Origin of the sequence: Xenorhabdus vietnamensis, from assembly GCF_002127535.1 — a bacterium.
In the GTDB taxonomy this organism is placed as follows: Bacteria; Pseudomonadota; Gammaproteobacteria; order Enterobacterales; family Enterobacteriaceae; genus Xenorhabdus; species Xenorhabdus vietnamensis.
Genome location: NZ_MUBJ01000026.1, coordinates 12,513 through 25,837, shown reverse-complemented (window position 1 = coordinate 25,837; position 13,325 = coordinate 12,513). Strand labels below are relative to the sequence as shown.

The window sequence follows — 13,325 nt, the reverse complement described above, 5'->3', positions numbered from 1 at the left end:
ATGACTACATGCCAAAACTAAAATACTGGGGGGCAACGGCTGATGAATGGTTTCATCTTGATCTGATATGCGGCTTTACTGAGAAATTATTGCCTGTCGTATGTAATCCTGATGCCAAAGTTTCCCCTGATTCATCATTGAAAAGCATTGGTAAGACCCCCAGCCGTTACAACCTTTTACGGCGGGTGGTGGGTATCCCTAGATGGACAGAGAAGAAAGCCTCTGATTCTGATATTACCACATGGGCGAAAGAACCAGACTACGGTATTTGTATGCGTACCGGCTATGGTGATATCGCTTTGGATTGTGACAGTGAAGACGAAGAAGTTCAGGCTCAAATCCAAGCACTATTAACCAAAATGTTCGGCAAACTGCCACCGCGCCGTTACCGCAATAACTCCAATAAGTGCTTGTACCTGCTGTCTGTCGAGGGTGAATACCGTAAGCGCATACACCGTCTAGAGGGGGATTTGGGTATTATTGAAATGCTGGCTGATGGTCAGCAATTCGTAGCAGCGGGTACACATCCCAGCGGTGCCCGTATTCAATGGGATGGCGGTTTACCCAATGATCCGCTCGAAATAACCCCCGAACAATTAGAAATGCTGTGGTCTGCTCTGGCGGAATACCTGCCTGTTGCGGGTTCTACTGTAGCTGATGCCGTGGGTAAGGTACGTGATCGCAGTGTATCTACACCTAATGCCACTGATGAGACTGCCGACTATCTGGACGCGAACGGCTGGACATTGTCAGCGGGCCGGAATGGTGAGCGGCATATAAAGTGCCCATTTGCCGATGGTCACAGTATCGAGAGTGATATCACCAGTACAACTTATTTTCCGGCTGGTACATCGGGTTTTCAGCTCGGTCATTACAAGTGTCAACACGCTTCCTGTGCGCATCGTGATGATGGCGATTTCAATATCGCTGTTGGGTTTGGGGTGGATGATTTTGAAGATTTGACCGCGCAAGAAGAAGATAAGCCTGAATTTACTGATATCGATACTGATATGACCAGCCATTTTCTGGAGCGGTTTATCTATGTGGTGAAAGGGGATCAGGTCTACGATCTTTCCCGGCCTCCGTATCGTAGCATTATGGATATGAAATCCTTTAAAAACCTGATGGCTCCTTATCAGTTCCCTGCTGTAGGTAAAGGCCAGCCTACACCCGCAACTCGACGTTGGTTAGAGCACCCTAAAAAACTGGTTGCAGAAGGTACGGGATATCACCCAGGCAAAGGGCGACTAATTAAGGGGTTGGATAACTGGCTTGAGGTCAATGAATTCTATCTACCTGAACATCAAAAAGTAACCAATTTTGCTAAAGCAGAAAGCATTTTCCTTAAGCATATGGAATACCTGGTACCTAATAAGGCGCAACGTCTGTTCTTTATCGCTCGCCTTGCGTGGGTAGTACAGCGGCCTGAACGTCGTTGCCCAATCACAGTGCTTCATATCTCAGTACTTCATGGTACGGGTCGTGGTTGGGTTATCCAGCTAATGGAAGCGATATTGGGTCACTGGAATTGTACCCGCGCCAAGATGGATGTGATCTGTAAGAACCAATATCACGATTATCTTTACCATTCGCTGTTGTGTACGGTCGATGAGGTGAAAGAGAACATCGAAAAGCGCTATTCAGTCAACGATCAGTTACGTGATTTGCTGACTGAACCCCGGTTTGAGGTTAACAATAAGTACGGTAAGAAAATGACAATGGATATCTTCACCAGCTTTTTGTTTTTCTCTAACCATATCGACGCAATTTTTATACCTGAAGAAGACCGCCGTATTGCCGTGTTTGGTGGCCCTGACTTTTTACAGGACGATAATTATTTCAAACAGTTGTATCAGACCCTGAAAGACCCTGAGTTTATTGCACAAGTTTATTGGTACTTGATGGGTATAAACTTAGATGAGTTTGACTGGCAGCGCGCGCCTGAGACCGAAGAACGGTGCTTAATGATAGACAGTAGCCGAACAGATGCTGACAAGGTGTTATTCGATTTACTGGCAGATCCTCCTGTTGCCGTTATGACTTATCAACAAATAGTTAGTTATATCGTTGCTGAGTTAGGCCTTGATACTGACATCAATCCAAAGCGAGTAAGCGGCATTTTGCGAAGTAAGGGGTTAGGGCAGACAGGGGCTATTAAGTTTAATGGTAAAACCGAACGGCCTTGGATATTGGTAAAAAATCGCAAGCTCAAAAGTAATGATGAAATTCGTACTGAATTGGAAGTGTGTGAAAAATTACTAACTGAACTGTAAAAAGGTTGCAGATAGGTTGCAGATAAAAAGAGAACTGCAACCCTTTAAAATGATTATGAAACAAAATGTTACGTGCGAAAGGTTGCAGGTTGCAGATATAAATAACATATATACGCGAGAGAACTATAAATACACACCTATATACATATCTCACGTATATATATGTTTTAAACAACTGCAACCTACAACCTAAAACACAACTAACCAGAAAACATGCGGGTTTGATGGGGTTGCAGATAGACATTTACGTGCAACCTATCTGCAACCCGAAGGCAAGAAAGGCGAAGTAAGAGGCTCAACGTGATTAGCATTCGCGCGTTATTGAGCACAACGGCAAGCAAGCGAGACGGCTTCCAATAAAAAATTTTGTGCTACACGAAACTACAGGACAAAATTCCATGCGTGATATTCAACAAGTTTTGGTGCGATGGGGTGGGTGGTCTAGCAATGCTACGTCTGTTGGCTGGTCACCTATCGCTGCCGGTTTTAGTGGACTACTGCCAGCGAACGGTGACAATCGGCTGACATGCAGCGACGAGGACGGGCTGATCGTCGATTTATGCGTAGCACGATTGCAGGCGATAGGGCAGGGCGAGGAGCTGGAATACCTCCAACAACATTACATGTACGGGCGTTCTAAACGGGAAATAGCCCGCGACTCGCAGGTATCAGAGAGCCTGGTACGGCATAGAATGCAGGTCGCAGAGAGTTTTATCGCTGGTTGCCTAGATATGCTGGGAATTCAATTAGATATGGATAATTCGGTTAAAAAACAAACAATCAGATGCTAAAAACTAGTGCGCAGCGCAAAAACTATGCTATTGTGTTAAAAATGGTTTTTTATACCCTGAGAAAAGGTGCTCTAAATTGAGCGCCTTTCTTTTTGGGCGAAAATCGAAAACTGGGGAAAACAGAGCGTAGGCATCGTGATTTGCCTGAACTCCAATAGTGGCGATTTGTTAACAAAATGTTATATCAAAAATATGGCTAATATGAGTAGGAAGATTGCTACTTTTAGAGCTTAGGCATGTGTTTTTAGCTGAGTTGAAAAACGATGGGTCGGGTAACATCCATTATGTTAAATAGGGCTTTATTTTCGACAATTATCTATGCCATTCGCTGACCGTTCACAAACGTTAAAATCTTGCTACACGGGGGTGTATTGAGGCGCAAACAGGGGTGAGCGGTCAGCAAATGACACAGTATAGGTCACACTTCGGTGTGGCCTTTTTTGTTTTTGGTCGCCAACTACCGAGAAAGTGTTGGGTGCGTTGCGGATTTACATGTTCCAGCCGACCGCAAACGCTCATATTGGCAGGACCACAATTTAACATCTGAAAACAGGCAGGCTAGACCTGCTACAAGCTACGCATATTGCGTATCTACGCCCTCAACTCTGAGGGCACCCTATTAACTACAAGGTCGCTCAGGCGGCCTTTTTGCTTTCTGGCTGCACCAACAGAGAGGGAGGCGGAGCAGTGAAATACATGGGAAGTAAATCCCGTATCGCAAAATATGTTGCGCCATTCATTCTGGAACGCATGACGACAGAGACGGTTTATGTTGAGCCGTTTGCAGGTGGTATGAACATGGTGAGTTACATTAATACCAAACACAATGGCCCCATTATTGCTGCCGACAGCCACGAATATTTGATTGAAATGTGGAGAGCGTTGTTATCTGGCTGGCAACCTCCGGGGCAAATATCGCGAGAGCAGTACTACGCGGTAAAGAACAACCAGGATGAAATCCCACATCTAACAGGCTGGGTGGGGTTTAACTGTAGTTACGCGGGTAAGTGGTTCGATGGGTATGTGGGAGCCGGGCGGGTCAAATCCGGGCGCGTTCGTGATTACCAATTGGAGGCTATCAACAATATCCAGCGACAGATAATTAATCTGGATGGGGTGCAATTGTTGTGCACTGATTATAAAGAACTGAACATGCCGGATGGTGCAGTCGTCTACTGCGACCCACCCTATGCGAACACCCGGCAATACCGTGATGCATTTAATACGGCTGAGTTCTGGGATTGGGTGCGTGAATTATCGAACCGCTGCACGGTGTTTGTTAGCGAATACACCGCGCCGGATGATTTTGATTGCATCTGGTCGCGTGAAATTACTAGCGGTATTTCTGGAACAAAAACGACATCAATTGAATCATTATTTGTGATGAAATCATGATTAATTATTAACTCACTAGCGAGGTGAATGATGGAAAAGCGTATTGAAGAGTTAGAGAAAAAAATTGAAGTTTTGGAAAAACAGCTCACTGAACAGCAAGGAGCTGTTAGTCACTATCACGCCATTCATCAAATAGCGATTGATGAAATCAGACTTACGCTAGCAAGATGATTTCTTTTTGTACTCTGCATAAGCTAAATCGGCTATTTGATTAATTGTCATGTTTCTTAAGTCATGTTTAGCAGCATCAATATGAATCATAATAGAAAGCCCATCAACATGAAGATAAACTGAAACTTGATATATAACATTTGGTATCATGTTGGCTGTATAAGCAGAGCTCAAATCATGAATACCCGATATTGAATAGTGTGACATTTCTTATCCTTTTCAGAGGTAATCAGCCATCCCTCTATGGGTTGATTAATATTTGGCTGACCTAACAGCTTATCTTAACTATTAACCCATTACTTTTAACCGACTCACAGGGGCGAACCTATTTCACCCCACGGACGCCCATTGTTCAGATGGGGTGGAATATGAAGATGAAAGAAAACCCTGATTTATGGGCTGAACTATTAAACGGCCTGAAGAACTCGTGGCCGCAGATATCCGGCTCGGTTTTGGCAATAGCCATTTGTTACGGTCGCCTGATTTATGACGGCGTGGAACGCAAGAACCGCTGGGTCGAACCGCTACTGTGCGGGGCGCTGTCGTGGGGGTTCTCCAGTGGACTAGAACTATTTGGCATTCCAAGCAGTGTTTCACCCGCACTCGGCGGTGCTGTTGGCTTTATTGGCGTTGAAAAGATACGCGAGTTTGCTATCCGTGCCATCAATAAACGGTTGGGAGATAAATAATGGCCAGAGGCATTGATAACCACAATCCGGGCAATATCGATTACAACCCAAAGAATAAATGGCAAGGTCAAATTGGAATTGAAACGGGGGTAAAAAAACCTCGGTTCTGTCGGTTCGAGTCACCAGAGTATGGCATTCGGGCACTCATGAAGCTGCTGTCCAACTACCACAAAAACGGTTACCAGACGGTGTACCGGATGATAGACCGCTGGGCCCCAAATGTGGAAAACAACACCTCAATCTACATCAAGGGGGTTGCTGGGGCACTGAACGTCAACCCGCATCACGTGCTCGATATTGATAAACCCACGCTGATTGCGCTGGCTAAGTCGATCATTCTGCACGAGAACGGCCAGCAGCCCTATTCCGATGATGTTTTCACACGGGCATTTGAGATGCTATGAAACTCAACAGCCAGCATTTCACCCTCGGAGCTTTGGTGATTGTCTCTGGCCTGCTCTGGTTCTATTACCGTGAGTATCAGGACAAGGCCGAAGAATACGCTAGGTTAAAGCTAGTGTATGACAGACAGGTCGCCATTACCGACAACGCCTACCACTCTATCAGGTTATTCAATGACATCTCACGAATTAATAGCGAAAACCGACAGCAGTCAGCCGTGGATTCTGAGAAAACGCAGGCCGCCATCAAAACGGTGGTTGTCAATCATGAGTGTGCCAATCGTACTGTGCCTGATGGGGTTGTTATCCGGTTGCAGCAACACACGAACCGAATACGTTCCGGTACCACCGATACCCATTCCGGCGCATCTGCTCGCTGACTGTCTGTCTCCGGTGATACCGGACACAATGACATGGGGTGACAGTCTCATATTGAATGAGCAGTTACTGACAGTCATTGAGCAATGCAATTTGGATAAACGGGCGATACGGGAAATCGAAAAGAACTCGAAGCCCAGTTCCTCGGGCTGAGGGATTGGGCGAATATTGAATGCAGAGGAAATAATGGAAAACCAACACCGTAAAATCACGGGCTACCGTGAATTAACCCAAGATGAAATTGATTGTATGAACAAGATTAAGGCACTGGGTGAGGAAATAGATCAGCTTTATGAGCACCTTGTAAAACCCAATACTGATGTTGATATGCGTTGGTTGCTCGAAGGCCGTACTGACCTACAAAAAGGGATTATGTGCTGGGTTCGTGCCGTGGCTAAACCAACCACATTCTGATTGCCACCTCAGAACAAATGATTCTGGGGTTACAGGAATATATCAAAATACAGTGTCAAAGCCCCTAGTAATTAAGGGGCTTTTTATTTTTAAGGAACTATACCAATGACCAGACAAAAAATGACGACAAAACAAAAAACGTTTTGTCGTGAATATCTGGTCGATTTAAACGCAACGCAGGCGGCAATTAGAGCCGGTTATAGTCCACGACGCGCCAGCGAACTGGGCTATCAGTTGATGCAAAAACCCTATGTTGTTGCGCTGATCGATGAGCTGAAACAGGCGCGCAACAAACAGTTGGGTATTGATGCCAACTATGTACTCATGCGCCTCGTTGAAATCGACCAGATGGACGTGGCTGATATTCTGGAAGAAGACCTGAGCATCAAGCCGCTGAGCCAATGGCCGGAATCATGGCGCCGTTATCTCAGTGGATTCAATTTGGCTGAGATGTTCGAGGGCCGGGGTGATGAACGCGATATGGTCGGCATTCTCAAAAAAATCAAATGGCCGGACAAGGTCAAGAACCTCGAATTGTTGGGTAAACACGTCAGCGTGCAGGCATTCCGCGACAACGTGAAGAACGAACACACCGGCGCAGACGGCGGCCCAATCGAGGTGGCTAACATGACGGCGGAGGAACTGACTGATGATGAACTGGCAGCAATCATATCCGGTAAGCGTGGAAGCAGCCGCGGCGGAACTGCTTAGACGACGGGAGGCAAGAAGCGACCTCCATGCGTTTATTCGTTATATCAACGCGGATTACATTGTTTCCGATTTTTCCCGACAGGTCTGTGCGGCACTGGATGCGTTTCTGCTCGATATGATGGCGGGTCAGCGTCCTATCCTGATATTGGGTGCACCGCCTCAGCACGGTAAGTCAGATATCGTTTCTCGTTATTTGCCTGCGTACTTCTTTGGCCGGTATCCCGATATGCGTGTGGCGGGGCTATCGTACGGTAAGGATCTGGCCTCGGAAATGAACCGCGATGTGCAGCGCATCATGATGGGGGAGGAATATAAGGAACTGTTCCCCGGCTCGGCACTGAATTCACGTCGGGTGATAACGATTGAGGTTGAAGCCAAGCGTAACTCTGAAACGTTCGAAATCGTCGGGCGTAAAGGGGTTTATATCAGTCAGGGGGGCGGCGGTCCCTTAACCGGCAAGAAAGTGGATTTGGGCATTATTGACGACCCGATCAAAAATGCGAAAGAAGCCCTGAGTCCGGCAACTAAAAGTGGCATCTGGAACTGGTACGTTTCGACCTTCAAAACGCGATTATCAAAAAACAGTGGCGAAATCATCATGGCGACTCGCTGGGCGACAGATGATCTATCCGGCAAGGTGATTGAAGCCAGTGGTAAGGCACGGGTACTGGCCTTTCCTGCCATTAATGAGCATGGCGAGGCACTGGTACCGGCACTGCATCCTATTGATGCCTTGCTGGAGAAAAAAGCGCTTTTTGGTGATTACTTCTGGTCGGCGATGTACCAACAGTCACCGAAGCCATCGGGTGGCACTATCTTCAAGGAAGACTGGGTCAACTACTATTTGCCGAAAGACTTACCTGAGAAATTCGACAAGGTTATCCATAGCTGGGATATGACCTTTAAGGACAGTGAAGGCACGGATTACGTGGTCGGTCAGGTCTGGGGCAAAAAGGGGGCCAATGCCTATCTGTTGTATCAGATACGCAAACGCATGGGTTTTACCGAAACCCTGAAAGCCGTGAAGATGCTGGCGGACAAATTTCCGCAAGGCCGCCGTAAGCTGGTGGAAGATAAAGCCAATGGCCCGGCGGTAATTGATTCACTCAAAAGTACCGTATCGGGATTAATTCCAATTGAACCTGATGGAAGCAAGGCCGCCCGCGCCCACGCAGTCACAGCAGAATGGGAGGCGGGTAATATTTGGCTACCCCATAAAGACACTGCCCCGTGGGTCACGGATACCGTGAGTGAAATTACTACGTTCCCTGTCGGTGCCCATGATGACGTGGTGGATGCCATGACACAGGCACTGCGTGACCTGTACCAGAAAAAAGGCAGTTTCTTTACAACCAAGAGGTAATGTTTATGTGGCCGTTTTCAAAACGAAAACCTACAGCACCCCCTGTTCAACGCTCGGCATTCTCGACTGATTTGTATCCGGCACTGGCAAAAGAGAACGGCTTTAAGGGGCTGGATTTACCCCAACCTGCCATTTCCGGCGTGGCGATGGATTCGATTGATGGCTCAGTCCCTCAATTCAAAGCGGGGAGCGTCTACGGTGTTCCCGAAGCGCAAGCGGCGTGGTACGCCAATCAGATGTTTATCGGCAACAATTTGTGTGCGGTGATTGCCAAACACTGGCTGGTGGACAAGGCGTGTAACATGCCCGCCCGTGATGCTATCCGGCAGGGGTATGAAATCGACTGTGAAGATAGCGCCGTTATCGACCGTCTCAAGAAGCGCGATAAGAAATACCGTATCAACAATGCCATGAAAGAGCTGGTGCATTTCGGGCGTGTGTACGGGGGCAGGATTGCGTTGTTTGTGGTGGAAACGCCTAATCCGAAGGAATTCTACGAAAACCCGTTCAATCCTGATGGCATTCCCCCGGGTTCGTATAAGGGCATCAAACAAATCGACCCACAATGGGTGACACCCGAACTGACCGTCGATAATGTGCAAGATCCGGCGTCGCTGAACTTCTACGAGCCAACCTATTACCGGATAGGCGGACGGCGTTATCACAAATCGCATCTGGTGAAGTTTGTGCCGTTCCCGGTGCCGAATGTGCTCAAGCCGATGTACAACTATTTTGGCGTTTCTGTACCCGAGCGGGTGTATGAACGGGTCTATGCCTCCGAGCGTACCGCCAATGAAGCCCCGCAACTGGCGATGACCAAGCGATTATTGACCATTGGCATGGCGGACGGGGAAAACGCTGACAAGAAAGTGATCGCGGAAAACATCGAGTATTTTGTTTCCATGCGCGATAACTACGGTGTTCAGATGACGAGCAATGAAGATACCGTCCAGCAGTTTGATACGTCGCTCGCCGATTTGGACGCCACCATTATGACGCAATATCAACTGGTCGCCGCGGCGGCTAATGTGCCTGCCACTAAATTATTGGGTACCACGCCCAAAGGCTTTAATTCCAGTGGCGAGTATGAAGAAGCCGCCTACCGTGAAGAACTGGAGAGCATTCAGGCCAATGATTTAGAAGATTTGCTACAGCGTCATTATGACATTCTGTTGCGCAGCGAAGGACTGCCAATTGTGGATATCAGTATCTCATGGCGACCTCTCGACAGCCCGACTGCGGCTGAATATGCCGACATTGAACTGAAAGACTCCCAGACGGCAGTGAACTACGCCAACGTCGGGGCGGTGGACGGGCTGGATATCCGTAAGAAGCTGGCGGCTGACAAAGAGTCATCGTATTTCGGCTTAAAAGTGAATGAGGAAGACTATGGAGAAGCAGATCCGCTTGCGAGCGAAGCGGGAACGCTGGGCGGTACAACGACAGGCGGTCATGAAGGGCAAACCGCTGCATTACTCGGCGGCTTCAACCGACCGTTATCAGCGTGACCTGTCACAACTGATAAAACGGATGATAAGGGAATACCAGCAGGCATTAACCCACTTACAGGATGACTTAGGCCCCGTGGCGATGGATGCCAGTTTTGCCAGCCAGACCCGTATCTGGCTCAACAAATTAAAGCGCCGCTGGGACAGTATCTTTAATCAGCGAGCCAATGAGATGGCGGATAAATTTGTCAGTCAGGTCGATTTAAACGCCAAACGCAATCTGGATGATTCCCTTAAACAACTCTCCGGCGGGCTGACCATCAAAACCCCCGCTATGCCGGAGGCCATGAAGGACCGCATCACGGCCGCCACAGCGGAAAATGTCGGCTTGATTAAATCCCTACCTGAACAGTTCCACTTTCGTATTGAAGGGGCGGCACTGCGTTCGATCAGTCAGGCGGGTGAGGGGGCGAAAACACTGCTGGAGGAAATTAAACACATTGGCGGTGTCACCGAAAAACGGGCGCAGTTTATTGCCGTAGACCAGACCCGCAAGATCACCACGGCGGCGAACTATGAGCGGATGAAGTCGGCGGGCATTCGCAAGGCGGTCTGGCATCATTCCGGCGGCAGTGCTGAACCGCGAGCCTTACATCAAAAACTCGACGGTCAGGTGTTCGAACTGGATAACCCGCCGATTATTGATGACCGGACAGGTCAGCGCGGGTTACCGGGTGAATTGCCGAACTGCAAATGTTTCTGGACGCCTGTCGTCGATTTTGGAGAGAACCCATGACATGAGTAAACGCACTTACGACCTCAACGGCTGGCTGGAAGTCAAAGATAACCCCATCACTAAAGTGGGGGTGTTTGATTATCTGGGGTCAGAAATTGGCGCACCGGTGGCCGATCAGATTTACAAGGTACTGCGACCACAGGAAGAGTTGGAAAATATCGCCACGATCAACTCATTCAAACTGATGCCGTTTGTGGATGAACACGAGATGTTAGGCAAAGAGGCCACCCCTGCCGAGAAAAAAGGCATTGAGGGTGTCATTGGGGAGAGCGTCTATTTCGACTATCCCTACCTCAAGGGCAATATCAAGATCTTATCCAACTCAGCCTTAAACCAAATCCACAGCGGCAAGATTGAACTCTCACCGGGTTATAGCTGCCGCTACGATTTCACGCCGGGCACGTTTGACGGCGAGCACTATGACGCCATTCAGCGCGATATCCGCGCCAATCATCTTGCACTGGTGGAAGAGGGGCGAACTGGCCCGGATGTCGCCGTGCAAGATCAACGCATTATTACCATCGATACTAAGGAGTTAGTCAGCATGCCTACTGAAGAGAAAGACAAAGGGAACACCACCGACAACGGTTTCACGCCAGAACAGACCGAGGCATTGCAGGCAATGATTGCGGCTGCAATAGCGGGTTTGGGGCAGCCTCCTGCCAGTGACGAAGACTCGGAGAAGAAAGAGACCAATAACGGTGATCCTGAACAGAAGCAACAGGACGAGGCCGAGGAGAAAGCCGAAGACGCGGTAGAGGAAGCGGAAACCGCCGCCGAAGCCGCCGAAACGGGTGAACCTGAAGCGGTGGAAAATGCTGAGATTGCGATTGAAGCCGCAGAGCAGGCGATTGAAGAAGCCAAGAAACATCTGGATCAGGCCACCACTGACAGCCTGAACCGTCGCATCAAACGCATTCGTCGGGGCATTCAGGCAATGGATGATATTTCCAGCCTGAAACGCAAGGTTAACCGGCTGGAGAAATCCAAGCCCACACTAGATACGGGCGAAATGATTAAGCAACTGGCAGGCCGTGACACGCTGGCGCAGAAGCTGACCCCGTTTGTCGGCGTCTTTGACCACAGCAGCATGACTAAACAGGGAGTCGCGGAATACGGGGTGAAACAGCTCGGTATTCCTTGCCAGAAGGGACAGGAAACTGTTGCACTGGACGCGTGGATGCACGGGCGTGTACCGGATGCACAAAAACCAACAACTACAATGGATGGCACAACCAGCCAACAATCCATTAAAGACAAGTGGAGTAAGCAATAATGGCAATACCGAAAAATATTCTCAGCGGTCTGGTCAGCGGTGTCGTGGGGGAAACCTCTCACACTGGCCCTATTCGTGCAATCAGCGCGGTGCTGTCCTCAGTGGATGAGAAAAAGAACCTGTTCGGGCTGGCCTATACCTACAAGGATTTTGAGGTGGAGTCGGTGCAGGTGGGGGGAACGGGGCCTTTTGCGGGGATTATGATCAACCCGAAAGCCTACCGTATCGGGGAAAACTATGCCCTGAACGGCACGACAGGCGAGTTTCTCACCATGGGGGAAGTCAACGTGCGGCTGAAATCCGGTATCAAGCGCATTAATGCCCCGGTGATATTCAATGCAGAGGGGGAATTGTCCGCCAAAGAGAATATTGCGGCAGAAGACCGGGTTATCGGCTTTGTGTCCCGTCATCTGGAGTCAGCGGAAGACCCACATTTGTGTGTCATTCGCCTGACTGAAATTCCGTACCCAATCACAGCAAAAGGTGAATAACATGGCTGTCAGTCAAGAGAAATTTTATCTGTCAGGAAGAGAGATCCGTCAACGTGGCCCGTTGAATGTGACGGCTGACCAGAAGTGGACGTATAGCGAAATGGCGCAAATCGGCTTTGGTGGCCTGCATGCCATGGACTCGGCGTTAACCGGCCCGGCAGCAGCGGGCGGCTTTATCCAGCGTCATATGCTGCAACATGTGTTACCGGGGCTGATCCGTACTGCGACCCGCATCCGTATTCTGGATGAGATCACCGGCGTGATGACGGCAGGCGAGTGGCATCACGAAGAGATTGTGCTCAATGTGGCCACGCCATCAGCGAAAGTGGAGCTGTATGGCGACCATACCAATATCCCGCTGGCCAGCTATGAAAATGATATCGAACGCCGGGGCATTGTGCGTTACGAGCAGGGTTTTCAGGTGGGTAAGCTGGAAGAAGCCCGCCAGAGTGCCGCTGGGTTTGAAGCGGCAGCAGAAAAATGTAATGCCGCCACCGAATCGCTGGAAATGTCCCGTGAGCGCACCGGTTACTTTGGTTTTAACAGTGCAGAAACGCGGGTGTTTGGTTTGCTGAATGACCCTAACCTGCCCGCGTATGAGACGGCGAAAAAACCGTGGTTGCAGTCAACCTTTGCTGAGGTTACGGGTGATATGAACACCCTGTTCGACCGGCTCGAAAAATCGTCCGGGGGCGCATCAAGGACAGCGATCCGATGACGATGGTTTT

Annotated in this window: 17 protein-coding genes; 16 read left to right on the top strand and 1 reads right to left on the bottom strand. The window is 49.0% G+C overall.

Features of this window, described 5'->3' with window-relative positions; all coding sequences use genetic code 11:
• The first annotated feature begins 8 nt into the window (after positions 1-8).
• From Xvie_RS17520 to Xvie_RS21710, 4 genes are all read left to right on the top strand, one after another.
• Complete coding sequence (locus tag Xvie_RS17520) at positions 9-2,273, top strand: DUF5906 domain-containing protein (protein WP_086110460.1); 2,265 nt, start codon at positions 9-11, stop codon at positions 2,271-2,273.
• A 368-nt stretch (positions 2,274-2,641) separates the two neighbouring features.
• A complete protein-coding gene (locus Xvie_RS17515; protein ID WP_339373929.1) occupies positions 2,642-3,064 on the top strand; it encodes an antiterminator Q family protein in 423 nt (140 codons plus the stop codon).
• Between the two features lie 696 nt (positions 3,065-3,760).
• The gene (locus Xvie_RS17510) at positions 3,761-4,459 is read left to right on the top strand and encodes a DNA adenine methylase (RefSeq protein ID WP_086110458.1); all 699 of its coding nucleotides are present in this window, start codon (positions 3,761-3,763) and stop codon (positions 4,457-4,459) included.
• Positions 4,460-4,489: 30 nt separating this feature from the next.
• Positions 4,490-4,630 carry a hypothetical protein gene (locus Xvie_RS21710; protein WP_167376299.1) on the top strand — a complete coding sequence of 47 codons (141 nt, stop codon included), beginning with the start codon at positions 4,490-4,492 and terminating at the stop codon, positions 4,628-4,630.
• Here Xvie_RS21710 and Xvie_RS17505 read toward each other — a convergent pair.
• Entirely contained in the window at positions 4,619-4,837 is a 219-nt protein-coding gene (locus Xvie_RS17505; RefSeq protein ID WP_086110457.1) for a hypothetical protein, read from the bottom strand. The two genes, Xvie_RS21710 and Xvie_RS17505, sit on opposite strands and share 12 nt — an antisense overlap.
• Positions 4,838-5,004: 167 nt before the next feature.
• Here Xvie_RS17505 and Xvie_RS17500 point away from each other — a divergent pair, with 167 nt between their 5' ends.
• The 12 genes from Xvie_RS17500 to Xvie_RS17445 all read left to right on the top strand — a co-directional run bounded on the left by Xvie_RS17500 (position 5,005) and on the right by Xvie_RS17445 (position 13,315).
• Positions 5,005-5,319, top strand: coding sequence for a phage holin, lambda family (locus tag Xvie_RS17500; protein ID WP_086110487.1), 315 nt, complete (start codon positions 5,005-5,007; stop codon positions 5,317-5,319).
• The gene (locus Xvie_RS17495) at positions 5,319-5,723 is read left to right on the top strand and encodes a structural protein (protein WP_086110456.1); all 405 of its coding nucleotides are present in this window, start codon (positions 5,319-5,321) and stop codon (positions 5,721-5,723) included. Before Xvie_RS17500 ends, Xvie_RS17495 begins: the two co-directional genes overlap by 1 nt.
• A complete protein-coding gene (locus tag Xvie_RS17490; protein ID WP_086110455.1) occupies positions 5,720-6,100 on the top strand; it encodes a hypothetical protein in 381 nt (126 codons plus the stop codon). The genes Xvie_RS17495 and Xvie_RS17490 overlap by 4 nt, the downstream gene beginning before the upstream one ends.
• A complete protein-coding gene (lysC, locus tag Xvie_RS25900; protein ID WP_086110454.1) occupies positions 5,988-6,251 on the top strand; it encodes an Rz1-like lysis system protein LysC in 264 nt (87 codons plus the stop codon). The genes Xvie_RS17490 and lysC overlap by 113 nt, the downstream gene beginning before the upstream one ends.
• A 33-nt stretch (positions 6,252-6,284) precedes the next feature.
• The gene (locus Xvie_RS17480) at positions 6,285-6,512 is read left to right on the top strand and encodes an Acb2/Tad1 domain-containing protein (protein WP_086110453.1); all 228 of its coding nucleotides are present in this window, start codon (positions 6,285-6,287) and stop codon (positions 6,510-6,512) included.
• Positions 6,513-6,617: 105 nt separating this feature from the next.
• Entirely contained in the window at positions 6,618-7,223 is a 606-nt protein-coding gene (locus tag Xvie_RS17475; protein ID WP_086110452.1) for a terminase small subunit, read from the top strand.
• The gene (gene terL / locus Xvie_RS17470; RefSeq protein WP_422645949.1) at positions 7,165-8,586 is read left to right on the top strand and encodes a phage terminase large subunit; all 1,422 of its coding nucleotides are present in this window, start codon (positions 7,165-7,167) and stop codon (positions 8,584-8,586) included. The genes Xvie_RS17475 and terL overlap by 59 nt, the downstream gene beginning before the upstream one ends.
• A gap of 5 nt (positions 8,587-8,591) precedes the next feature.
• Positions 8,592-10,094 carry a phage portal protein gene (locus Xvie_RS17465; protein WP_086110450.1) on the top strand — a complete coding sequence of 501 codons (1,503 nt, stop codon included), beginning with the start codon at positions 8,592-8,594 and terminating at the stop codon, positions 10,092-10,094.
• Between the two features lie 22 nt (positions 10,095-10,116).
• A complete protein-coding gene (locus Xvie_RS17460; protein WP_086110486.1) occupies positions 10,117-10,830 on the top strand; it encodes a phage minor head protein in 714 nt (237 codons plus the stop codon).
• A gap of 1 nt (position 10,831) precedes the next feature.
• A complete protein-coding gene (locus Xvie_RS17455) occupies positions 10,832-12,106 on the top strand; it encodes a DUF2213 domain-containing protein (protein ID WP_086110449.1) in 1,275 nt (424 codons plus the stop codon).
• A gap of 44 nt (positions 12,107-12,150) precedes the next feature.
• Entirely contained in the window at positions 12,151-12,597 is a 447-nt protein-coding gene (locus Xvie_RS17450) for a structural cement protein Gp24 (protein ID WP_244175712.1), read from the top strand.
• Between the two features lies 1 nt (position 12,598).
• Entirely contained in the window at positions 12,599-13,315 is a 717-nt protein-coding gene (locus tag Xvie_RS17445) for a DUF1068 domain-containing protein (protein ID WP_244175711.1), read from the top strand.
• Positions 13,316-13,325 lie beyond the last annotated feature (10 nt).